The 22875-nt window shown below is 63.6% G+C and carries 23 protein-coding genes; 14 read left to right on the top strand and 9 right to left on the bottom strand.

All coding sequences use genetic code 11. The annotated features are described in order from the left end of the window. The coding region (locus tag ACK41X_RS15150; protein WP_409724860.1) for an aminotransferase class I/II-fold pyridoxal phosphate-dependent enzyme at nucleotides 1–245 on the bottom strand (245 nt) is incomplete at its 3' end. Between the two features lie 609 nt (nucleotides 246–854). On the opposite strand from ACK41X_RS15150, the gene ACK41X_RS15145 reads away from it, so the two are divergent. From ACK41X_RS15145 to ACK41X_RS15135, 3 genes are all read left to right on the top strand, one after another. After that, on the top strand, nucleotides 855–1490 hold the full coding sequence (locus ACK41X_RS15145; protein ID WP_409724858.1) for a glutathione S-transferase family protein: 636 nt from the start codon (nucleotides 855–857) through the stop codon (nucleotides 1488–1490). 172 nt (nucleotides 1491–1662) lie between these two features. Further along, on the top strand, nucleotides 1663–1944 hold the full coding sequence (locus ACK41X_RS15140) for a hypothetical protein (RefSeq protein WP_409724856.1): 282 nt from the start codon (nucleotides 1663–1665) through the stop codon (nucleotides 1942–1944). 109 nt (nucleotides 1945–2053) lie between these two features. Next, nucleotides 2054–3178: a PQQ-dependent sugar dehydrogenase gene (locus tag ACK41X_RS15135; protein ID WP_409724853.1), complete on the top strand. Its 1125-nt coding sequence runs from the start codon at nucleotides 2054–2056 to the stop codon at nucleotides 3176–3178. Here ACK41X_RS15135 and ACK41X_RS15130 read toward each other — a convergent pair whose 3' ends face one another. Further along, entirely contained in the window at nucleotides 3179–3529 is a 351-nt protein-coding gene (locus tag ACK41X_RS15130; protein ID WP_409724850.1) for a DMT family protein, read from the bottom strand. A 161-nt stretch (nucleotides 3530–3690) separates the two neighbouring features. On the opposite strand from ACK41X_RS15130, the gene ACK41X_RS15125 reads away from it, so the two are divergent. The 4 genes from ACK41X_RS15125 (at nucleotide 3691) to ACK41X_RS15110 (ending at nucleotide 7904) form a co-directional block, all read left to right on the top strand. Next, the gene (locus tag ACK41X_RS15125; RefSeq protein WP_409724847.1) at nucleotides 3691–4479 is read left to right on the top strand and encodes a hypothetical protein; all 789 of its coding nucleotides are present in this window, start codon (nucleotides 3691–3693) and stop codon (nucleotides 4477–4479) included. Nucleotides 4480–4635: 156 nt separating this feature from the next. After that, nucleotides 4636–5229 carry a L,D-transpeptidase gene (locus ACK41X_RS15120; protein WP_409724844.1) on the top strand — a complete coding sequence of 198 codons (594 nt, stop codon included), beginning with the start codon at nucleotides 4636–4638 and terminating at the stop codon, nucleotides 5227–5229. A 532-nt stretch (nucleotides 5230–5761) separates the two neighbouring features. Then, on the top strand, nucleotides 5762–5911 hold the full coding sequence (locus tag ACK41X_RS15115) for a hypothetical protein (protein ID WP_409724841.1): 150 nt from the start codon (nucleotides 5762–5764) through the stop codon (nucleotides 5909–5911). A 136-nt stretch (nucleotides 5912–6047) separates the two neighbouring features. Beyond that, the gene (locus ACK41X_RS15110; RefSeq protein ID WP_409724838.1) at nucleotides 6048–7904 is read left to right on the top strand and encodes an ABC transporter ATP-binding protein; all 1857 of its coding nucleotides are present in this window, start codon (nucleotides 6048–6050) and stop codon (nucleotides 7902–7904) included. 95 nt (nucleotides 7905–7999) lie between these two features. Here ACK41X_RS15110 and ACK41X_RS15105 read toward each other — a convergent pair whose 3' ends face one another. Beyond that, on the bottom strand, nucleotides 8000–8266 hold the full coding sequence (locus ACK41X_RS15105) for a hypothetical protein (RefSeq protein WP_409724835.1): 267 nt from the start codon (nucleotides 8264–8266) through the stop codon (nucleotides 8000–8002). A gap of 319 nt (nucleotides 8267–8585) precedes the next feature. On the opposite strand from ACK41X_RS15105, the gene ACK41X_RS15100 reads away from it, so the two are divergent. From ACK41X_RS15100 to ACK41X_RS15085, 4 genes are all read left to right on the top strand, one after another. Further along, nucleotides 8586–8843, top strand: coding sequence for a hypothetical protein (locus ACK41X_RS15100; RefSeq protein ID WP_409724832.1), 258 nt, complete (start codon nucleotides 8586–8588; stop codon nucleotides 8841–8843). A gap of 75 nt (nucleotides 8844–8918) precedes the next feature. After that, nucleotides 8919–9923, top strand: a complete 1005-nt coding sequence (locus tag ACK41X_RS15095) for a CorA family divalent cation transporter (RefSeq protein ID WP_409724829.1) — start codon at nucleotides 8919–8921, stop codon at nucleotides 9921–9923. 103 nt (nucleotides 9924–10026) lie between these two features. Further along, a complete protein-coding gene (locus tag ACK41X_RS15090) occupies nucleotides 10027–10830 on the top strand; it encodes an alpha/beta fold hydrolase (protein WP_409724827.1) in 804 nt (267 codons plus the stop codon). 196 nt (nucleotides 10831–11026) lie between these two features. Continuing rightward, on the top strand, nucleotides 11027–11287 hold the full coding sequence (locus tag ACK41X_RS15085; protein ID WP_409724824.1) for a hypothetical protein: 261 nt from the start codon (nucleotides 11027–11029) through the stop codon (nucleotides 11285–11287). A 20-nt stretch (nucleotides 11288–11307) separates the two neighbouring features. On the opposite strand, the gene ACK41X_RS15080 is transcribed toward ACK41X_RS15085, so the two are convergent. From ACK41X_RS15080 to ACK41X_RS15065, 4 genes are all read right to left on the bottom strand, one after another. After that, nucleotides 11308–11748: a thiol-disulfide oxidoreductase DCC family protein gene (locus ACK41X_RS15080; protein ID WP_409724821.1), complete on the bottom strand. Its 441-nt coding sequence runs from the start codon at nucleotides 11746–11748 to the stop codon at nucleotides 11308–11310. Nucleotides 11749–11816: 68 nt separating this feature from the next. Then, nucleotides 11817–13133, bottom strand: a complete 1317-nt coding sequence (locus tag ACK41X_RS15075; protein WP_409724818.1) for an SDR family oxidoreductase — start codon at nucleotides 13131–13133, stop codon at nucleotides 11817–11819. Between the two features lie 4 nt (nucleotides 13134–13137). After that, the gene (locus ACK41X_RS15070) at nucleotides 13138–13749 is read right to left on the bottom strand and encodes a pyridoxamine 5'-phosphate oxidase family protein (RefSeq protein ID WP_409724815.1); all 612 of its coding nucleotides are present in this window, start codon (nucleotides 13747–13749) and stop codon (nucleotides 13138–13140) included. A 103-nt stretch (nucleotides 13750–13852) separates the two neighbouring features. Further along, entirely contained in the window at nucleotides 13853–15859 is a 2007-nt protein-coding gene (locus ACK41X_RS15065; protein ID WP_409724813.1) for a protein-L-isoaspartate(D-aspartate) O-methyltransferase, read from the bottom strand. A gap of 277 nt (nucleotides 15860–16136) precedes the next feature. On the opposite strand from ACK41X_RS15065, the gene ACK41X_RS15060 reads away from it, so the two are divergent. Together ACK41X_RS15060 and ACK41X_RS15055 are read left to right on the top strand one after the other, a co-directional pair. Then, a complete protein-coding gene (locus tag ACK41X_RS15060; protein ID WP_409724810.1) occupies nucleotides 16137–16853 on the top strand; it encodes a lysophospholipid acyltransferase family protein in 717 nt (238 codons plus the stop codon). Nucleotides 16854–16866: 13 nt separating this feature from the next. Beyond that, entirely contained in the window at nucleotides 16867–17550 is a 684-nt protein-coding gene (locus ACK41X_RS15055; RefSeq protein ID WP_409724807.1) for a GNAT family N-acetyltransferase, read from the top strand. 35 nt (nucleotides 17551–17585) lie between these two features. Here ACK41X_RS15055 and ACK41X_RS15050 read toward each other — a convergent pair whose 3' ends face one another. Further along, on the bottom strand, nucleotides 17586–19052 hold the full coding sequence (locus ACK41X_RS15050; RefSeq protein WP_409724805.1) for a diguanylate cyclase domain-containing protein: 1467 nt from the start codon (nucleotides 19050–19052) through the stop codon (nucleotides 17586–17588). Between the two features lie 488 nt (nucleotides 19053–19540). Here ACK41X_RS15050 and uvrB point away from each other — a divergent pair, with 488 nt between their 5' ends. Further along, nucleotides 19541–22468 (top strand): excinuclease ABC subunit UvrB, encoded by a 2928-nt coding sequence (gene uvrB / locus ACK41X_RS15045; protein WP_409724802.1) that lies wholly within the window; start codon nucleotides 19541–19543, stop codon nucleotides 22466–22468. 51 nt (nucleotides 22469–22519) lie between these two features. Here uvrB and ACK41X_RS15040 read toward each other — a convergent pair whose 3' ends face one another. Next, nucleotides 22520–22708 (bottom strand): hypothetical protein, encoded by a 189-nt coding sequence (locus ACK41X_RS15040; protein ID WP_409724799.1) that lies wholly within the window; start codon nucleotides 22706–22708, stop codon nucleotides 22520–22522. Nucleotides 22709–22875 lie beyond the last annotated feature (167 nt).

Raw genomic sequence — 22875 nt, 5'->3', positions numbered from 1 at the left:
AACTTGGCGGCGATCGCCGCCTTCAGCTCCGGGATGCCATCGACGGCGGTATATTTGGCCGCCTTGCCTGCCTCGATCGCCTTGATGGCCGCCGCCTTGATATTCGCCGGCGTGTCAAAGTCGGGCTCGCCGGCCCCGAGCCCGATCACGTCGCGGCCCGCCGCTTTCAGCGCGCGCGCCTTGTCGGTCACCGCGATGGTGGCGGACGGCTTGATGCGGGCGAGCGCGTCGGCGAGGAAGGCCATGACAAATGTCTCCGGAGGCAGGGCTTTCTGGTTCAATTCCAGGGGATTGCGCAGGCTTGGTAATGCCCTATTTGCTGCGCCGCAAGCAACATTCGGTGATCGGACCATTCAGGAAAGCGATCGCCGGCAGAACCGCCGCACGTTCGACGGCCCGGAGGGGCCCGCCAACGTGACCGCGTAGAGAACCACGCGCCTGTCGTCTCCCGGCGTTCAGATGATTTTGCACCGCAAAGGCATCGGCAGTTTGAAGTGATTACAGCGAACACAAAACATTTTTTTCGCTGCAGTGCATTGTCACGCAATGAACGTCACTTTGTGATGACTTGCCGCAGCGCGGCCTTGCAATGGCCGGGCTTTTCCTCTTGTGTCCGCCGCGCCATGTTGCGCTAGTGTTGTGGTTCATTCTCGCGGCCAGTCATCCAAGACCGGCCATCCAGGCAAATGGATGAATCGACGACACCAGAAGCAAGTAAGGCGCTAGTCTACTTTAAATCCGACGTTCGTTCCCGGGGTCGCAGGAAAGTTCAGCGAATTTCGGATTGGGGAGGCTAGCATGGGGACCACGGCTGTTAACGGACGTTGTCGTTAACGGAAGTCATGGAGCCACGGATGTACACGCTCTATTCGATGCAGCGTTCCGGCAATTGCTACAAGGTGCGCCTTGCGCTGGCGCAGCTGGAGATTCCCCATGCGCTGGTCGAGATCGATATTCTCAAAGGCGAAACGCATACCCCGGATTTTCTTGCGAAGAATCCGAACGGCCAGATTCCCCTCCTCGAAGTCGAACCCGGCCGCTATCTCGCCGAATCGAACGCGATCCTCTGGTATCTGGTGGAAGGCACGCATCTCGCCGGCGAGACGCCGCTCGAACACGCCCGCGTGCTGCAATGGATGTTCTTCGAGCAGCACGCCATCGTGCCGAATATCGGGGCGGCGTATTTCTGGCTGTGCCTGGTCAAGGGCGGCCGCGAATTGCAGCAGCATGCGCTCGACGACTGGATGGAGGAAGGCCAGCGTTCGCTGAACCTGCTCGACAAGCATTTTGCGCGCAATCGCTTCGCCGCCGGCGCGAATTATTCGGTGGCCGACATCACGCTGTATTCCTACACGCATCTGGCCGAGCAATGCGATTTCGACCTGCGCCCCTTCGCGGCCTTGCGCGAATGGCATGCGCGCGTCGCCGCCGAGCCTCTCCATGTCGCGATGGACCACCGCGCCGCACCGCTGCGCGTGGCGGCCGAATAGAGCCGGGTCGGGGGCGTCCAGGCCGACAGCGTTAACGAGTCGTTAACGCTTTGTCATCAAATCGCCATAAGAGCTGACGGCTTGCGCCGCTTTCCGGCCGGAGCGCGGCCCCCATCCAACACGATGGTGCCTCCGGGACGATTTGCTGATTCGCGCGTTCGGAGCCGCCGCAATGTCCAGGGAACGGGTCGCCGGGATCGGGTTCAAACACCCGGATCGCAACGACCGGCCGTTGACGAAACGCAAGCTCGCCGTTGCCCATCTCCTTATGGCTGCGGCGCTGGTCATCTGCATTCTGGTTGCACTCACCGCGGTCGCCATCGGCACGGCGCGCGCCGATACCCTCGGCGCCCTTGCCTCCGGCGACGAAGGCGTTGCGGCGATCGCACTTTTCTTGGGTCTTATGCTGGCGGCGACCGGCAGCATCGTCGCCTCGGTCATTCGGCGGGCCTAAGCCGGCCTTCACCAGCGCGCGGCCTGATGCATTGCGGCATTCCGGCGCTCTACCGGAACACGGCACGCGGCCCTGGTGTTTAGGCCGGAATAGGTTGGAGGATCACCCGATGAGAGCCCTCGGAATTGCCGCACTTGTTGCAGCCGCAGCCTGCCCCGCACAGGCGCAGCAAGTCTTCAAAACCGACCTCGGCGATGTCCGCGTCGACACGGTGGCTTCGGGCTTGTCCAACCCATGGGGACTGGCTTTCCTTCCCGACGGCCGCATGCTGGTGACCGAACGGCCGGGACGCATCCGGATCGCAACAAAAGACGGCAAGCTGTCGCCGCCGCTCGACGGCGTGCCCAACGTGTTCGCGCAGAACCAGGGCGGCATGCTGGACATCCTCGTCGACCGCGATTTCGCCAACAACAACACTATCTATTTCTGCTACGCGGACCCGGTCGAGGGCGGCGCGCAGACCTCGCTTGCGCGCGCCAGACTCGATGCCGGCGAGACTCCGCGGCTGACCGAGGTGAAGCGCCTCTTCCAGCAGGAAGGCCCACCGTCGCGCGGCCTGCATTTCGGCTGCCGCATCGTCCAGGCCCGCGACGGCAATCTGTTCCTGACCACCGGCGATCATGGCTTTGCATCGAAGAGCGCGCAGACTCTCGACAATCACATCGGCAAGGTCATCCGCGTCACGCCCGACGGCTCGGCGCCAAAGGACAATCCATTCGCCGGACGGGCCGGCGCAAAACCGGAAATCTGGAGTTACGGCCATCGCAACAGCCAGGGCGCAACGCTGCATCCGCAAACCGGCAAGCTCTGGATGCACGAGCACGGCCCGCAGGGCGGCGACGAACTCAACATTCCGGAAGCCGGCAAGAATTACGGCTGGCCGGTGATCGGCTATGGCGTGCATTATGGCGGCGCCAAGATCCATGAGGGCACGCACAAGGAAGGCATGGAGCAGCCGGTCCGGCAATGGACGCCGGTGATCGCGCCGTCCGGAATGACCGTCTATACCGGCGACCTGTTCCCGCAATGGAAAGGCAACGTCTTCATCGGCGGAATGCGTCCGCCGCTTTTGGTGCGGCTCGAACTCGACGGCGAGAAAGTCACGCGCGAAGAACGAATGCTGCGCCAGCTCAACGAGCGTATCCGCGATGTGCGCACCGGGCCGGACGGCGCGCTCTATCTTCTCACCGACAATGCAGCCGGACGCATTCTGCGGGTGACGCCTGCGAAATAATCACCATTCGTGGAAGACGAAAAACGCGCCGACCGCAATGAAGGCGAAGCCGACGGCGTAATTCCAGGTGAACGGCTCCTTCAGATAGACCACCGAGAACACCGCGAACACGATCAGGGTGATGACCTCCTGAATCGTCTTGAGCTGCGCGGTCGTATAGACCGCGCTCCCCCAGCGGTTCGCGGGCACCGCCATACAATATTCCACAAAAGCGATGCCCCAGGCGGCGACGATCACGAGCAGCAACGGCTGCTCCTTGAAGCGCAGATGGCCGTACCAGGCGAGAGTCATGAAGACGTTGGAGCCGAGCAGCAGAAGGATCGGCAGGACGTAAGGAGAGGCGATTGACATGCGGCGACCGGTTGGCGTGATGGATTTGACGGTTCTAGCACTGATCTCCTGTCGATTCGCCGTCATGCGCTGACGCGAAAATGATCATTTCGGTGCCGTAACGCGGTCGTAATTCCGTGGCCAAGGCTTTAGAATCCGCCGCAATGTCCCGGAGAATCACGATGCGTCTGATCATCGCTGCCGCTGCAGCCCTTCTGATTGCCGCGCCGTCCCTTGCTCAGGCCCAGCAAAAGCAGCCGCCGCAGAAGGGCCCGCCTCCGGCTCCGGCCGCCAAGCCCTATACGCCGATTGCGGTCAATATCCCGCCGCCGATCAACGATCCGAGCTTTGAGGAATTCCGCAAGCAGGTCAGTGAAGCCGCTGCCAAGAAGGATCGCGCAGGTCTCACCAGGCTGGTCGTTCAGCAGGGCTTTTTCTGGGAAGGCGAAAACGGCGACCAGGCCGACAAGAAAAAATCCGGCTTCGACAATTTCGCGGCGGCGATCGGGTTGACCGGCAAACAGCCGGTCGGCTGGGACATCTTGCTGGGTTATGCCGGAGACCCGACCGCGACCCCCTATCCGGGCAAGCAAGGCGTCATCTGCGGGCCCGCAGACCCGGAATTCGACGAAAAGCAGCTGGAAGAGGTTGCCAAAGCCACCGGAACCGATCCGGGCGATTTCGCCTATCCCTTGGACGAAACCATCGAAGTACGCAGCGCGCCGCGCGCAGATGCCCCCGTCTCCGAAAAGCTCGGTATGGTCCTGATCCGCATCATGCCCGACCCGAAGCAGCCTGCACCCAAGCCCGACCAGGTGCCGATGGTGCGGGTGGTCACCCCCTCCGGCAAGGTCGGTTATATTTCCGCGGACGTTCTGGCACCCCTCGGAAATGACCAGATTTGTTATGTGAAATCTGCCGATGGCTGGAAGATCACAGGCTACATCGGTGCCGGGCCGGGGCAACAATAGCGCAAATCCGGCGTGTTGGCACAGGCAGACCTTACCATCACACCGCTATCGACCCGCCGCTCAAGCGGTATTGAGCGGTGGCAGGATTGAATTTCGCCACATATTACGTTCAGAGTTCCGGCAAATTTAAATGATCGGGGAGCCCTGTTTTTCACCATGAGATGGACGCGCTTGCTGGCCGTTGCCGGCGTTGCTTTTGCCTGCTCTCTGCCTGCGCCCGTGATCGGACAAGGCTCCATTCCGTCGCCGACGATCCGCGACCGCGATCCGGGCGTCGATGGCAATCAGGGCTTCACTCTGCCCTATGAATTCCGCCGGCAGGCGGTGTTCTATCGGACCCATGAAGCACCCGGCACGATCATCGTGAACACGCATGATCGCTTCCTCTATCTCGTGCAGGGCGACAATCGCGCGATCCGTTACGGGGTCGGCGTCGGCCGCGACGGCTTCCAGTGGGGCGGGGTCCATCGGATCACCCGCAAGCAGGAATGGCCGGACTGGACGCCGCCGCCGGAAATGATCCAGCGCCAGCCCTACCTGCCGCGCTTCATGGCCGGCGGTCCGGGTAATCCGATGGGTGCACGCGCCCTGTATATCGGCAACACGGTCTATCGCGTGCACGGCACCAACGCTCCGGAGACGATTGGCCATTCGGTCTCGTCGGGCTGCTTCCGGCTGGTGAACAGCGAGATCGAGGATCTTTACGAACGCGTGCCGGTCGGCACCAAGATCGTGGTCCAGCATCGCTGAACGCAAGTCCGCTTGCCGCGGTGACGCAACGATGCGGCCGGCGAAAGCCGGCCGTTTTGCTTTTTCAGCGCGCGACGGGCGCGGACCCATCTTGGCCATGCGGACAATTCGAACGATTGCGTTTTCTCTGCGGTCACGCTTCCGGCGGATCGGTGGCGCGCCTTAAGCGCGCTTAAGGGCCCGCATGGGTATGGGCATGCTTCCGAATGTGTTTCGGATCATGCCCATGGTCACGCACCTTTTGAGATCCATCCTGCCGCATCGTCCCGCTGCAACGCCAAGGCTTGTCGCAGGCCTTGCCGCCGGCGCAGTCCTGTTCGCCGCGGGTCTGATTGCCATGTCGGCGGCACTCCGCGATCCAGCCGCCGACAGCGCAGCGATAACCGGAACCCTCGCGCAAACCGCAGCCGCTCCCACAACTGACGGTCGCGCGGTGTCCGAACCTGGGCCGGATGAGGACTCTATCCGCATGTCCGGTCCGATCGTCAGCCAGATTAATCCGGATTGTGCGCTGCTAGCGCGTGAAAGGCTGATGTCCGCACTGACCAACTACTATCTGCAGCGCCGCCTGCGTCCCGGCGCGACGTCGGACGACGCGGTCGAAACATCATCCCTGACCGGCGTGCTCGCAGGCCCCGGCGATCCCGCCGCCACGCCACCGGACTCGTCCTGCCGCGCCTAGACCGGGCCGCCCGGAACAGCGTCGGCGGTATGGCCTTGCTCTCGACATGATACGGCTCTAACTGCCGTTCCAATCCGATCACCTTGCGACCGGCAGGCGGCGTCGCGACGCCGCCTTTGCCGTGTTTGGACGTGTCATGTTCACGTGGTTCGAACGCGCCTTGCAGCCGACAATGCTGCCGGACAATCCGGAGCCGCCGCCGACGCTTCTTGCCTTCTACTGGCACTTTGCGCGCCAGGCGAAGGGCCTGTTCATCGCGCTGTTCGTATCCGGTTTCATCGTTGCCCTGCTCGACGTGACGATCCCGGTTTTCATCGGCCGCGTTGTGACGCTGGTGACCGCGAGCGATCCCGCCACGCTGTTCGCGCAGTCGTGGCACATCCTCCTCGGCATGGCGGCGGTGCTGATCGTGCTGCGGCCGCTGGCGCTCACCGTGCAGAACATGGTCGCCAACCAGGCCATCGCCGCCAACCTGACCAACCTGATCCGCTGGCAAAGCCATTGGCATGTGGTGCGGCAGAGCTGGGCCTTTTTCCAGAACGACTTCGCCGGCCGCATCGCCAACAAGGTGATGCAGACCGGGCCGGCGATCCGCCAGAGCCTGGTCTCGATGATCACGGCGGTCTGGTACATCCTGGTCTATGGCACCAGCGCGATGCTGCTGCTGGCATCCGCCGATCCCTGGCTCGCCTTGCCGATCCTGGTCTGGTTCGTGGGCTATCCGGTCCTGCTCTGGGTGTTCGTGCCGCGCATGCGCGACCGCTCGCTCGAAGTGTCGGAAGCGCGCTCGCTTGTCACCGGACGGGTGGTCGACACCTATACCAACATCCTGACGCTGAAGCTGTTCGCGCGCGCCCGCGAGGAGGACGCCTATGTCCGCGACTCGATCGAGATGCATACCGGGCATTTCCATGCCTCGCTGCGGCTCAACACGCTGTTCACGCTGACGCTGTCGACGCTGAATGCCGTGATGGTGGTCGCGGTGGCCGGCCTGTCGATCTATCTGTGGACGCAGGGCACGGTGCAGGTCGGCACGGTGGCCATGGCGCTGCCGCTTGCCTGGCAGATCGTCAACATGGCCGGCTGGGTCGCCTATCAGATCACCGACATTTTCGAGAATATCGGCGTGGTGCAGGAAGGCATGCGCGCCATCGCCCGGCCGCTCGGCCTCACCGACAAGCCCGGCGCAAAGGAACTCAAGGTCACGCGCGGCGAAATCGCGTTTCAGGACATTCGCTTCGGCTATGGCAGCGAGAAAGGCCTGATTGAAGACCTCTCGCTGACCGTGAAGCCCGGGGAGAAGATCGGCCTCGTCGGCCGTTCCGGCGCCGGCAAGTCGACGCTGGTCAACCTGCTCTTGCGCTTCTTCGAGCTGGAGAACGGCCGCATCCTGATCGACGGGCAGGATATCGCGCTGGTGACGCAGGAATCGCTGCGCACGCAGGTTTCCGTGGTTACGCAGGATACCTCGCTGCTGCATCGCTCGATCCGCGACAATATCCGCTATGGGCGGCCGTCCGCGTCCGACGAGGAGGTGGTCGCCGCTGCCAAGCTGGCGCAGGCCCACGATTTCATCGTCGGTCTGGAAGACTGGCGGCACCGGCGCGGCTATGACGCGCAAGTCGGCGAACGCGGTGTCAAGCTGTCTGGCGGCCAGCGCCAGCGAGTGGCGATCGCACGCGTGATCCTGAAGAATGCGCCGATCCTCGTTTTGGACGAAGCGACCTCCGCGCTCGATTCAGAGGTGGAAGCGGCAATCCAGTCGAGTCTCGACGAACTGATGAAGGGCAAGACCGTGATCGCCATCGCGCACCGGCTCTCGACCATCGCGCGTATGGACCGGCTCGTGATCCTCGACAAGGGCCGGATCGTCGAGCAAGGCACGCATGACGAATTGCTGGCGGCCGACGGGCATTATGCCGCGCTGTGGCAGCGTCAGTCCGGCGGCTTCATCGACGCGCCGGACGTGCCCGGTCTCGCCGCCGCGGAGTAGGTTGCACGGCGCGCATATCGTCGCATGGCCTGTGCGTGCTGGCCTTCCCCTCGCAACACGAGAGGCCCAATGCGCATGACGTGCGTTGCCGCACGTCACTTGCAGAGATCGGCCGCGATCTTGTCGCCGACCGCGATCAGCCCGGTCAGGGTTCCGGCGGCGACCTTTCCAAATCCGGGCAGCAGCAGCACCAGGGTTGCGAGCGCCGTCAGGATCGGCTTGGCCGCGGGCCAGAGCTTGCAGAAGTCCTGCGGCACCCCCCTGGCCGTCGCCGTCAGCGCGGCAGGAGCCGGTCCCTCCGCGGTCGCCTCCCGGTAAGACGTCATAATGATCTCGGCCGCCGCCTTTGAATCGATCGCCATGTTCCCTCCCGCAGAGTGAAAAGCCCAAGCACCAAAGCCAGTGTATGCACGCATAGATTGCAGTCAATAAAAATTACACTCAAACGGACAAAGGCTCGCTTGGGTAGCGCCGTTGCACCCGCGCCACGCGCGTGGTTGCCATGCAAGGCCGGTCGCGCGGTTGCGGCAACGTCATGCATCGCGCATATAACGCCTCGTCCGAGTCATCCGCGTCAGCCGCCTCGGATCATCGCTACATCGCGAGCCGCCTCGGCTGCCGATCGGCAGCCACCCGTTTCGGGGCGCGCGCACGTTCGGCGCACGAAGATGGAGAAAAACAATGGCGCGCAAACCGACCAAACGCAGCGAATTCGTGCTGTTCGACGTGATCTATGAGGACGGCAGCCAGCGGTCCAATCGCCGTGTGCCGGCTGAAGAACTCGGTGGGCTCGACGGGGATGCCCCGGCGCGGCATATCATCGAACAGCAGGATCGCGAGATCGCCGAGAAATCCGGCCAGATCCCCTTGCAAATCAAATCGCTGCACCGCTCCGGCGCAAAGCTTCCGGAAAAGGAATGGAAGCGTCAGCGCGCCTAGCGCATTGCTGTCGTCAAACTGTCGCAGAGAAAAATTAGCCCTCGCGTTCTGCATCCCAGACCGGAACATAACGCGATGAACCGGCCCGAACAGCCACCGGTCGAGTCGACACCGGCGTCAGGCATCATCTCCGCCTTCCAATTCGATGCCGACGGCAAGGCGCGCAGCCTGCAGTCCGGCGAAGTGACCGCGGCCCTGAGCAACCCGTCTGGCTTTGTCTGGGTCCATCTGTCGCGCGCCGATATCCGCTGCCGCAACTGGGTGGAATTTCATGCGCCGCTGACGGAGGTGGTGCGGGAGATCCTACTCAGCGACGAGGACCATCAGCGCGTCGAGGTCTATGGCCGGGAAATTGTCGGCGTCATTCCCGAACTGCATCTCGAATTCGACAACCCGACCGAAGAGCTGACGCGGCTGCGTTTTGCGCTCGCCGACCGGCTTCTGGTCACCATGCGGCGCATTCCGCTTCGCTCGGTGGAGAATGTCAGGCGCGCGATCGCAGCCGGCACCCTGTACATGACGCCAATCGAGGTCCTCGACGCCATCATCGATCATTTCGCCGATGTGATCGGCAAGCTCGCCGAGCGCATCGGCAACGACCTTGACGCCGTCGAGGAGCGTATCGCGCACGGGCCGCGCGGCAACGAATCCCTGCTCATCGCACGCGCGCGCAGCCAGTCGATCCGGGTCCATCGCCAGCTCTCCCAGATGCGCAGTTTGTTTCACCGGCTGGAGCTGCGGGTCATCGGGCCGCTGCCGGAACTGGCCGCACCGGTCCAATCGTTGGCGCAGAAGATCGACGATTTCGACCACTCGGTGGCCGGTATCCATGACCGAGCCCGCCTGCTGCAGGAGGAACTGGCCGGCCGCATGGCGGAGCTGACCAACCGGCGCCTGCTGACGCTGTCGATCCTGACCGCCGGCATCCTGCCGCCGACCCTGGTAACCGGCTTCTTCGGCATGAATACCAAGGACCTGCCGTTCCTGGATACGCCGGGCGGCACCTGGTACGCACTGGCGCTTGCCGCCGGCGCCGCCACGCTCACCTATTTCGCCATCCAGCGCATGCGCGCGCTCTGACCGGCGCCATTCCCATTTCCTTGCGCCTGCGATAGCGTCGCGCGCCGGCAACGACCGGCTGACACGCGCGCAGCTCAGGAAACCGCCGCGTTATGTCCGCCCGATGAAAAGAACGCCCCTCACCCGCCGCACCATTCTCTCCGGCAGCGCTGCCGCAGCGTCTGCACTTGCAGCTCTTGCCGCACCTGCCGGCGCGCAGGCCGCGCCGCGCAGCTTCGTCCTGGTGCATGGCGCCTGGCATGGCGGCTGGTGCTGGCGGCGGGTAGCAGACCGGCTCGAACGGCAGGGTCACAAGGTCTATGCACCCTCGCTCACCGGCCTCGGCGACCGCTCGCATCTGATCCGCACCCGGCCGACGGTCACCACCCATATCGACGACATCGCCAATATCATCCGCTTCGAGGATCTGCAGCGCGTGATTCTGGTCGGCCATTCCTATGGCGGCATCGTCATCTCCGGCGTCGCCGAAAAGGCGGAGAAGCAGATCGCCTCGATCGTCTTCCTCGACGCTTTCGTACCGGAGAACGGCGCCACCATCATGAGCATGTCGCGGCAAGGCCTGCGCGACAGCGTCAATGCTGCGATCAAGCGCGGCGAGTTCGGCATCCCTCCCGCCAGCGCCGCCTATTTCAATGTCAACGAACGGGACCGCGCCTTTGTCGATCGCAAATGCACGCCGCAGCCGATCGGCACCTATAACGATCCCGTCAAGCTGACCGGCGCCCGCGAGAAGATCGCGAAGAAGACCTATATCCGCGCCAAAGGCTTCAATTCGGCCGGCTTCGACGCCATCGCCGCCCGGCTGCGCGCCGATCCGGGCTGGCATGTTCACGACATGCCCTGCGGTCACGATGCCATGATCGATATGCCCGATCGCCTGACCGAACTGCTGCTCGCAGCAGCCTGATCCCTACATTTCGATTTAAACTTTAGCGCAAATATTCTCATGCTCTTTGCAACGCCACCGGCGGGGCACACGATTGCCGCCGAGGCTCCGCAATCGCGTTAAGACATGCGCAACGCGAAAGGTCGCATATGCACGCAGGAATGCAGAAAGCTTGAGTGAAATCTTGCGCTTCTGCCGGCGCATGGCGGACTGAACGATGAAAGTCATCAAGGAACCTCGGCAGAAGCGGTCTTCCGACGCATTCAAGAGCACGAGTCCCCTGCCGATCGTGCTCGCAGCCATTGTCGCGTTCGTAATAGGGATGATGGGCGCGGTGGGGATGGTCCAGGCGCCAAAGCTGTTTCCGCGACACAGTGAACCCGTCAACGCAAGCCGGCTGGACGTCAAATCGGCGGACCGGCCGGCATCGCAACCGCCTTCCTGCGAAACGGCTGCGCGGTGCGACAAAGCCAACTGAAGGTGATGCGGAGCGGGCCGCTAACCCACAACCCGATCCGCGACCGCCGCGCCGCCGATGTCGCAGGCGGCGTGACGGCCGAACCAGCGATATCGGTTGCGCGCGATGATGGAATACAGCCAGTCGCGGACCGGCTTCGGCACGATGCGAAACGCGCGCACCCAGCCATAGCCCGGCAAGCGCGACAGCGCAGCAATCGCGGAATCCGAGTGCAGGTTCGCCGTGCCGTCGATCAGCACCACATTGCTTTGCGGGTCATCGGGATCGATGCAATGCTTCAGCGCCAGCGCACGCCCATAGGCGCTCTGGATTGGGGTGAAGAGGAACACGCGGTCGTTGTCGCGGCTGGCGACGAACCGCATCCAGCGCGAGCACAACACACACACGCCGTCATACAGAATAAGCCCGCGCCCGCCGGGCTCGCCGATATTGGACAGTTGCGGATCGCCCGGCGCGATCATCGGCATTTTTCCTTTGGCGCGCGGCCGGACGCAAAACCGGTCTCCACTTTCCTCCGCCGCACTCTGCCTCACCTGTTATCTGAAATCGCGAGCGCCACCATCATCAGCACGATGGCGGGACCGGTCTTGACCAGCGCGCCGAGCGGCTCGGTCCAGAGCGCCGGCGTCAGCACTGCCGTGCCGAGCATATAGCCGACGGCCACCACAATGCCTGCGACAAGGCCGGTCCGGTGCGTCCTGCGGACCGCGATCAGAAGCCCGACCGCGATATCCGTCAGGCTCGACGTGATGACAAAGGCATGCGACTGGCCGCCCGGAAAGCCAAAGCGCTCCATCATCTCCAGCGCATCGCCATAAGCGACCGTAATCGCGATCAGTCCGGACACGCACCAGAACACGACGAGCGTTGCGACGATCAGCGCCTTCAGCAGATAAAGCCGGGCGAACCAGCGGTTCTCCACCGTCGCCGGCCGCTCCCGCAGCAGCGCGTCGAGTCCGCGCGGCGAAATCCCGGTATCCGCCATCCAGCGCGCCGGATCGCCGGTCACGCCGCGCCGCAATTCGGCCATGGCGGTCGAACGCAGCGGCGGCGACCAGCCGAGCCAGGACGAGAGATCGCCGGCCCGCGCCCCGAGATCGATCGCAAAACCCGGCACGCGCACCCGCCATCGCCAGATATCGCCGAGCCAGTTGCGCAGCTGCGCCAGCACGCTCTGCATGTTATTCGGCTCGGGATGCATCAGGTCGTAGATCGCGGCATAAGGCTGACCCGGCGTCCAGCCTTGCGCGATGCGCGCCGCCGTCTCGGCAATGTCCTCGACCGCGACATAGCGGAGCGGCCGTTCGGCGAGATCGCGCGGCAGATCGATCGGCAGCGCCGCCAGTGCGCGCAGCATCGCACTGCCGCCATAGGGGGCGGGGGCCATTACGAAGCCGGGACGCAGGATCGCATGCGGCAACCCGGAGTCGATGATCAGCCCGTCGGCGCGCCGCTTGCTCTGCGCGAAGGGCGTGATGTCGGCGCCGTGTTCGCCTGGAATCGAAACATGGATGAGCAGCACCGGGCGTCCGGCCGCGCACAACGCCGCGATCAGCCGCTCGACAAAACCGTCATGCGCCTCATGCGTGGAGCTGCCTGGCTGGTCCTGCAGCACGCCGATGCAGTTCAGCACCACATCCGCGCCGCTTTGTGCGATCAAGTCTCGCAGCCTACCAACATCGAGGCTCGCAATCGCCGTCTCGCACGCCGCCTCCCCGAACAGATCGCGCTGCGCCGCCGAAAACCGCCGCGCCGCCGCGGTCACCTTGATCCCGCGCCGGATCAGATCGGCGGCGACGAATTGACCGATCAGCCCGCCCGCGCCAAGGACCAGGACACCGCCCATCGGCTCACCACATCGTCTCTTTAGCGCGCTGCGGCCACGCCCGGTCATAGGCTTCGCCGCCGACCCGGGCATCGGTGATGGCGGAAAGGATTTGCCCCGCACTCGGCAGCGTCTTCGGATCGACGTGGCGATGCGGATTCCAGAGATCGGAGCGGATCAGCGCCCGGGCACACTGGAAATAGACCGATTGCACCGCAATCGCGAGCACGCTGCGCGGCGGCTTGCCCTCCATTTTGAAACTGTCGAGCAGGTCCGCTGCGATGGAAATCTGCGCCGTGCCGTTCACGCGCAGGGTCACGCCCGAGCCCGGAACGAGGAACAGCAGCGCCACCCGCGGGACGGCGACGATGTTTCTCAGCGAATCGATGCGGTTGTTGCCATGCCGGTCCGGCAGCATCAGGGTGCGCGGATCGACGATGCGCACGAAGCCAGGCTTATCGCCGCGCGGCGAACAATCGAGCCCTTCCGGCCCCGCAGTCGCCAGCACGGCAAAGGGCGACGCCGCGATATAGCGGGCATATTCGGGCGTTACGTAATCGGTTTCCTTGACCAGCGACGGCTCCGCCGGCACCCCATAAATCGCCTCAAGCTGTTCGACCGTGCTGACCGTGGTCATGGAGCCTCCGCCGCTACGACGAAGGAGGTAGCACGCAAGTGACGCGCGCGGAATATGCCGATGGCGCAAATACGGCGTCACGCACCGCATTTGCGGACCATGCTCATAGCCCGAACGGATAAGTATCCGGCATACCCTCGAGCTCGTGCGTGGCGAAGGGCTGCACCGGCGAGGTCCGGTCGATCCAGATATACTCGTCGAACTGCTTCGGCAACACCGCCTGGAAATAGTGGCTCGCGCGTTCGCTTTGCGGCCGGTAGATCACGCCAATGGCGCGCTGCAGGCGCGGCTCGCGCAGCGCGGCCTTGAGCGCCTCCGGCGCACCACGCAGCGGCAACATGAATTTCGACACGCCGGAATCGTGGCACATGCGCTCGTAACTGGACGAAAGCGATGGCACGATGTCCTTGATCTCCATCGGCCCGTCCCAGTCGGAGGCGGCCGCGACCTTTCCGTCATGAGTGCCGAAGCCGATGATGTAGCAGTCCTTGCCGTAGGCACGCCGGCAAAGCTGGCCCAGATTATGCTCGCCGCGCGAAGCCATTTCGGTCGCTGAGGCATCGCCGACATGCGAATTATGCGCCCAGACCACCGCCTTTGACTGCGGCCCATAGAAATCGAGCAAGGTCTTCAGCGTCTCGAACATGTGGCTGTCGCGCAAGTTCCACGAGGCGCGCGAGCCGTAATACATGATGCGGTAATAGCGCTCGGCTTCGGTCACGAGCTTTGCATTCTGCACCGCATCGAGAAAGCGTTCGCCGTCATGCTCGGCATAGGCGGCGCGCCGCTTCATCAGATCGGTCAGCACCTCCGTCACCGCGGATTCGCAGGAGCGATATTGCCCGGTCAGCGCGGCGTGGCCGTAGGTCGCGGGATCGGACTGCCAGGGCGTCAGGCAGCCATAGCGCTCGCGGGCGGCGCGTGCCGTTTTCGGATCCACTTCGTCGAGATATTTCAGGACCGCGCGAATGGAATCGTACAGCGAATAGAGGTCGAGGCCGTGAAACGCCGCGCGTTGTTCCGGCTTGCGCTGCGCATTGAAGGCGCGCAGCCAGTCGACGAAGGCGCGCGTTTCGGCATTGCGCCACATCCAGGTCGGGAAGCGCGCGAAGGCGGTCCATTCCGACGGCGGATAGTCCATGTGCCGGACGTAATGATCGACACGGGCCGCATCGGGCCAGTCCCCCTCAATCGCGACAAAACGGAAGCCCTTGCGCTCGATCAGCGCGCGGGTGATACGCTCGCGCATCCGGTAGAATTCCGAAGTGCCATGCGTCGCTTCGCCGATCAGCACCACCCGCGCCTCGGCGATCCGGCCAAGCAGCCTGTCGAGCGGCGCTTCTTCGATCACGGCAAACGGCTCGCTTGATTCCGCGATCAGTTCCGGAAGCGTCGGTTCGGCCGGTTTTGGCGTGCGCACCCGACGCCGTTCCGCCTCCCAGCCTTCCTCGCCGATCAGCGGCACAAAGCGAACATCGGCGAGATCTTCGCGCATGAAATCCTGTTCGGAAACCCGGGTGATCCGGACGAGTTCCTGCACCGTCGGATCGGTGCCGACCGGAATGACGAGACGACCGCCGATCTTCAATTGCAGCTTCAGCGCATCGGGGACTTTCGGCCCGCCCGCCGCGACCACGATCGCGTCGTAAGGCATGTGCTCGGGCCAGCCTTTGGTGCCGTCGCCATGCAGCACATGGACGTTGGAATAGCCGAGATCGGCAAGCCGCGCCGCGGCCTTTTCCGCAAGCTGTCCGATCCGCTCGACGGTGTAGACTTCGCCCGCGATCTTCGACAGCACCGCCGCCGCATAGCCTGACCCGGCGCCGATTTCGAGCACGCGCTCGCCGCCTTCGAGATTGAGCGCCTCGACCATGAAGGCGACAATATAGGGCTGCGAGATGGTCTGGTCGCCCTCGATCGGCAAGGGCGAATCCTCATACGCGAATTCGCGCAGGCTTTCCGGCAGGAAATCCTCCCGCTTCACAGCGCGCATCGCGTCAAGCACGCGTTTCTGGCGCACCCCGCGGGCGCGGATGGCACGCTCCACCATCTGTTCGCGCTGGACAGCGAAATCGGGCTGCTGGCGCGTCTTATCGATGACGTCAGACATAGCGCTCACCCTTCAGGTTGTCGCAATTCTCCCTGCATCGGCACGCCGCACCGTTGACCCATGTCAAAGCCGCACGGCGGCAGAACGCAAGCCGAGCGAGCGAAATCAACCTGTTCCGGCGTCACACTTCCATCATGGCCGCCTCATCCTGCCGCAATGAGAATCGGTCAAGTCGCATTCCTGCGCGGCCGCGCGTGCCGCTTGACACGGTAACGCTTTGACGAAGTTTAGCGAATCTCCGTTTCTGCCGGCTGAGGATGCCGTCTCCCATCGCGCGATGCCGCCGCCGGCTTGGCGCTGGCCGCTGCCTGCACGCGGCTTCGGCGACCGCGTGCTGCTGCGCGGACTTGCAGCGCTCGCGGATCGTCAGGTGATTGCGATCAGCGGCCTGCATCATATCGATCCGCGGCACGATCCGCTCATTGTCGCCATCAATCACAGCACCCGTACCGAAGCGATTCTTGTCCCTGCTCTGCTCATGCGTCACCGCGGCGGACGGATCGTTCATTTTCTGGCCGATTGGAATTTCCGGCTCATCCCCGGCATCGGATTGCTCTATCGCCGCGCGCAAACCATTTCGGTCATGCGCAAGCCGGCCAGGCCGAAGGCGCTGACGCTTCTCAAGCCCTTGTTTGCGAATCCGATCAGCGCACTGGAGCAGGCGCGGCGCAAGTTGCTGGCCGGGCACGCGATCGGCGTCTTTCCGGAAGGCACCGTCAATCGCGACCCGCAAACGTTGCTGCCGGGCCGGCGGGGCACCGCCTATCTGTCGCTCGCAACCGGCGCGCCGGTGGTGCCGGTCGGCATCCGTTTCCCCGAAGCAATGCTGAACCGTCCGATCCCGGATACCGCGCGCATGACCGTAACGATCGGCGCCGCCATGCATCCCCCGACCCGCGCAGACCGGCCGACCCGCGCCGAAACCCGCGATTGGCATGCCGCCATCATGAGCGAAATCGGCCGGCTTTCCGCAAAAGACTGGTGCAATCGATGAGGAGCAGCACATCGTGACCAACATCATGAACGAGCGCAGTCGCGAATGCAGTCATGTCAGCGTTTGCCGCGTCGCCGACGAAACCGACCGCGACCTCGTAATCGCCGTTCTGCGTGAAACCTACCAGCAGGAAAAGCGATGGGTCGACGATCCGGAGCGACAGTTTCCGCATACGGATATCGGGAACATGGCGTCCTCCTGGTTCGTGGCCATGCGTAACGGCGGACCCGCCGGGGTCGTGCGCGTGCTTTACGATCCGCCGCTCGCGCTTTACGCGCAATACGGACTGAAGGCGTCCGGCGGCGAGCCGGCGCGGATCGAACAATTTCTGCGCCAGAATCGTGTGGCCGAAATCGGCCGCTTCGCGGTGGCCCGGGACTATCGCAACAGCATTGCGGTCGCGGCGGCCTTGATGCGCGCCGCCGCCCAGGAGACCGTGGCGCGCGGCTATACGCATTACGTGACCGACGTGTTCGAGGACGATCCGCACAGCCCGTACAGCTTCCACACCCGGGTGATGGGCTTCTTGCCGGTCGCGACCCATGACACCGGCGAACTGCGCTGCGCCAGCCGGCGCATCACACTGCTGCTCGATCTTCGCGAGTCCTATTGCCGGCTGAAGTCCCGGGGCAACTGGCTATACCGATACATGACCGGCGCATGGGACGAAACGCTGCACCGCCATATGATGGCCTGATCCGCGTCTGCGCACGCTCGCAGCATCGCCAAACCTTAGCTGACCCTGAATACCTGCGACCGGCGGCGGTCGTTTTCGGTCTCGAAATAATGCTGGCGCTTGGCATCCAGCATGGCGAGATCGGCGCGCTTGACGGCGGCCTCCATGCGTTCGCCTTGCCGCGCGGTGGCGAGCCCCATCGACAGGCTGAGCGTTATATCGGGATAGAAGGTGTTGTTGATCGCGACCAGGTCGTGGATCGCCTGCATCATCGTCTCCCCGGCCTGCTCGTCCATTTCCGGCAGCAGGATCGCGAATTCGTCACCGCCGATCCGGCAGGCATGCGCCGGCTTCTCGACGACCGAGTTCAGCACTTCGCCCGCGCGCCGGAGCAGCGCATCGCCCGCGGCGTGCCCGAACTCGTCGTTCGCGGCCTTGAGGCCGTTCAGGTCCGCCATGATGATGGTGACCGGGTAAGGCCCCTTTCGCTCGAGCCTGTTGAGTTCGTCCACATAGAACGAGCGGTTGAACAGCTTGGTCAGCACGTCATGGGTGCCGAGATATTCCAGATAGGCCTCGGCCTTCTTGCGCGCGGTGATATCGGTCAGCGCCACCAGCACCAGCGACCAGTCATGCTCGCGGCCCGGCATCACCGACAGCTGCAACAGCACATTCAGCTTGCTGCCGTCGAGCGCGTAGTTCACCGTCTCACGCAGCTGGAACAGCTTGCCGTCCCACAGGTCGATCAGTTCCTCACGAAAGTGCTGCTCCATCTCGTCGCGAAACACGTCGGGCAACGCCCGAAGCAGCGCCGCCTTGTCAGCCGCACCGAACATGTCCAGCGTGCGGCGGTTGACGTCGAGTACGCGGATTTCGTTCATGCATCGGGTGACGAATTCCGGATGCACGTCGGTGAAAACCCGGAAATCCGTGATGCCGCGCTGGCGAACTTCGTCGAGCAGGCTTTTAACGCCGGAAAAGTCCTCGACCCACAGTGACACCGGCGAATGCGCGAACAGGCCGTGCGCGTAATTCTCGCTTTGCGTCAGCTGACGGCGGGCATTCTCGCGCGCTGTCACATCCTCGATCGAGATCAGAACCCGCTCCCAGCTATCCTCGTAGCCGGGCAGGATGGCGCCGTGGAGCTGAATATCGAGCCGCTTGCCGCTCAGCGTATAGTTGACGGTGTGGCTCTCGAATGACGGCTTGCTCTCCCAAAGCTGCACCAGTTCCTCGACAAAAGTCGTCAGCATATCGTCGCGAAACACCTGTCCGAGATTTGCGATCAGGTGATCGATATCGGCCGCCTCGAACAGGCTCAATGTCTTCTTGTTGACCTTGATCAGCCTGATGCAACCGGAACATTGCTTCACGCGCGCCGCATCGGCGAGAAGGTGCGCGCGCAGGTCAGTCACGCCCTCCTCGCGCCAGCTTTCGAACAGAGCCTTCAGCGCGCTGTAATCTTCGAGCCAGAGCGACACCGGCGCGAGGTCAAACATTTCGGCGTCGTCGTTCAAAACCATTTCCTTTTTGGCATGGTGCACATGACGATGAGCCTTGCGGCCTGCGGCAGAGGCCAAACGCACCAATTTGCAATGATGCAGTATAAGTGATTCCCCGTTATCAAAACGTGTCCGTTACGCAGCGCACAATTAACCGGCTGGATACTAAACGGGACATGTGCGCGTTGCCGGCGACCGCCGGATCGCTCTGGAGGAAAGCCCGGCGCCATCATGCTTGCGCCAGATCGGCTCCGGATCACCCAAGGCGCCCAGCCTCGACTTGAGATCATGATGGGGGTAGACAGTTTTGATGGCTGTCAGAAGATCGCGCGCAGCGCTCTGTGCATGACGGGTGAAGTCAGCATTCACTCTTTCGATCAATTCTTGCTTGGACTTCCCGACCTTAAGGCGGCACCTCAAGGTCGACGCCACGCGCGACCTTGACGTGTTCTGGCGGCCGTTCTCATCGGCTCTTTTATCGCGGACCGACTCTGCCCATATTGCGGGGCATGCCCAAATCTCCTGACAAGCCAAAAAAGCCCAAGGTTTACCCGGGGCAAGGCGCAGCCGAGCCAAAACGGATCAAGCCGACCCGGGCCAAGGCGCACCGGCCGGACGCGCCCGTCCACGATCCAGCGCTCGACGACCTGCTCAATCCCGCGATCGGCAAGGGCCGCGCGGGAATGGGCTCCGGCACCGGGCTTCAGCCGCCGCCCGACAATTCGTTCGATCGCCGCGCCGGCAACGCCGCCGAGCACACTGCACGCCTGTCCACCTCGGAAGGTTTCCGCGATAAGCCGCAATCCCGCTATGTCGCGCGCACCCCGTTCGAGGGAGCGCTGGTCTCCGGCATCGATCCGGCGCTGGCGAAGGAACTCGGGCTTGAGTCCGACGAGGATGCGCCGCTGCCCGGCTCATCGGTCGGCAAGCGCCGCGAGAAAAATCCCGACGAGATCGATCTCGGCCGCGGCGTCACCGGCGCCTCCGCGTCGAATGCAGCGCTGGAACATCTCCTTCGCACCGGCCGTCCCGAATTCAACGAACAGGCCTGGATCCCGCATCGTCCGCCCCGCCCGGAGAAATCCGAAGGCGGCGTGCGCCTGGTCATCAAGAGCGAGATGGAACCGAAGGGCGACCAGCCGATTGCGATCAAGGAACTGGTCGAGGGCGTGAACCGAAGAGATCGCACCCAGGTGCTGCTTGGCGTCACCGGTTCCGGCAAGACCTACACCATGGCCAAGGTGATCGAGGCGACGCAGCGTCCCGCGCTTGTGCTGGCGCCGAACAAGACGTTGGCCGCGCAGCTCTACGGCGAGTTCAAAAGCTTCTTTCCCGACAATGCGGTGGAGTATTTCGTTTCCTATTACGATTATTACCAGCCGGAAGCCTACGTCCCCCGCACCGACACCTATATCGAGAAGGATTCCTCCATCAACGAGCAGATCGACCGCATGCGCCACTCGGCAACGCGGGCGCTGCTGGAGCGCGACGACGTGGTGATCGTCGCCTCGGTGTCCTGCATCTACGGTATCGGCTCGGTCGAGACCTATTCGGCGATGACCTTCTCGCTGAAGAAGGGCGGGCGGATCGAGCAGCGCCAGCTGATCGCCGATCTCGTCGCGCTGCAATACAAGCGCACGCCGGATTTCTCGCGCGGCACGTTCAGGGTGCGCGGCGATACCATCGAGATTTTCCCGGCGCACTACGAGGACCGCGCCTGGCGCGTGTCGCTCTTTGGAGATGAAATCGAGAAGATTGCCGAATTCGATCCGCTGACCGGGCGCGAGACCGACGAACTGAAATTCGTGAAAATCTATGCCAACTCGCATTATGTGACGCCGCGCCCGACCCTGATCCAGGCGATGCAGTCCATCAAGGCCGAGCTGAAGATGCGGCTGGACCAGCTCACCAAAGCCGGGCGCCTGCTCGAAGCGCAGCGGCTGGAACAGCGCACTCTATTCGATCTGGAGATGATGGAGGCCACCGGCTCCTGCGCCGGCATCGAGAATTACTCGCGCTATCTCACCGGGCGAAAGCCCGGCGAGCCGCCGCCGACCCTGTTCGAATATGTCCCCGACAATGCCCTCGTCTTCATCGACGAAAGCCATGTGACGGTCCCTCAGATCGGCGCCATGTTCCGCGGCGACTTCCGGCGCAAGGCAACGCTCGCCGAATACGGCTTCCGCCTGCCCTCATGCATGGACAACAGACCGCTGCGCTTCGAGGAATGGGACGCGATGCGCCCGCAGACCATCGCGGTGTCGGCGACCCCCGGCGGCTGGGAGCTGGAGCAATCCGGCGGCGTGTTCGCCGAGCAGGTGATCCGCCCGACCGGGCTGATCGATCCGCCCGTCGATATTCGCCCCGCGCGCACCCAGGTCGACGATCTGGTCGGCGAAGTGCGCGCCACCGCGCAGAAAGGCTACCGCTCGCTCATCACGGTGCTGACAAAGCGCATGGCCGAGGATCTCACCGAATATCTGCACGAGCAGGGCATTCGCGTGCGCTACATGCATTCCGACATCGACACCATCGAGCGCATCGAGATCATCCGCGATCTGCGGCTCGGCGCCTTTGATGCGCTGGTCGGCATCAACCTGTTGCGCGAGGGACTCGACATTCCGGAATGTGCGCTGGTCGCAATCCTCGATGCCGACAAGGAAGGCTTCCTGCGCAGCGAGACCTCACTGATCCAGACCATCGGTAGAGCCGCGCGCAATGTCGACGGCCGCGTGATCCTCTATGCCGATCAGGTGACGGGATCGATGGAGCGGGCGATAGCCGAAACCAATCGCCGCCGCGAGAAGCAGGAAGCCTACAACAGGGAGCACGCCATCACGCCCGCGTCGGTGAAGAAGAACATTGCCGACATTCTCGACAGCGTCTACGAGCGCGACCATGTGCTGATCGACACCGGCGACGGAACGGGCGCTTTCGCCGAGGCCGCGACTATCGGCCATAATTTCGAAACGGTGCTGGCCGATCTCGAAACCCGCATGCGCGCGGCGGCGAGCGATCTCGACTTCGAGGAAGCGGCGCGGCTGCGTGACGAGATCAAGCGGCTGCGCGCCACCGAGCTTGCGGTTTCCGACAATCCCACCACGAAGCGCATCGATCTGTCGGGCCGCAGCAAGTCCGGCAAAGTGGATGTGTCACGCCCGCACAAGCCCACGCTCGACGAAATGGGTGTTGCCTCCTATCACGAGGTGCTGCCGGACCGTCCGGGTGGGAAGGGCAGACGACCTGCGCGGGCCGCCCCGGAGCAACAGTCAAGACACGGCCCGCATTTTCCTGATCTCGACTCGATGGGCCCCGGAACTGAAGCTGTGCCCTATCGCGAAGCCGTCGAGTACCGCGCAAAGACAGGCCCGCGCTCCTCGCTTGGCAAGCCCGGCCAGCGCGGCGGCTGGACCAGCAAGAAATTCAAGAAGAAGTAGCGGCGCAGACCCTGCGCAGACGTCATATCGTCTGCCTCGGCGCTTGGCCGATCAGGCCAGCGCCCAGGCGACGATCGAAGCGGCGCCACCTGCGGTCAGCGACACACAGACCAGCGCCACCAGCGGTCCCATCATCGGCTTCGCCACCAGCGGATGACTGTGAAAGCCGTCGGGCGAGCGCAAAGCCCACACGATCGCAATCCCCGCTGCCAGCAACAGCACACCGACAACCAGCCCCATCTCCGGCCCCGACTTGTACCTATTGACGCATGCGACAATATAGCACAGTATAAGATGTTAGCGACTGAAAAATCGACGGAAATCCGGCACGCCTGTCATCTCCCCGGGCTTGCCGGAAAGTGGCATGGGGGAGCTGTCTCGACACCCCCCGCGAAAAGCCCCCAAAA

Source organism: Pseudorhodoplanes sp. (assembly GCF_046289595.1).
Lineage (GTDB): Bacteria > Pseudomonadota > Alphaproteobacteria > Rhizobiales > Xanthobacteraceae > Pseudorhodoplanes.
This window is presented reverse-complemented; position numbering and strand designations above follow the sequence as displayed.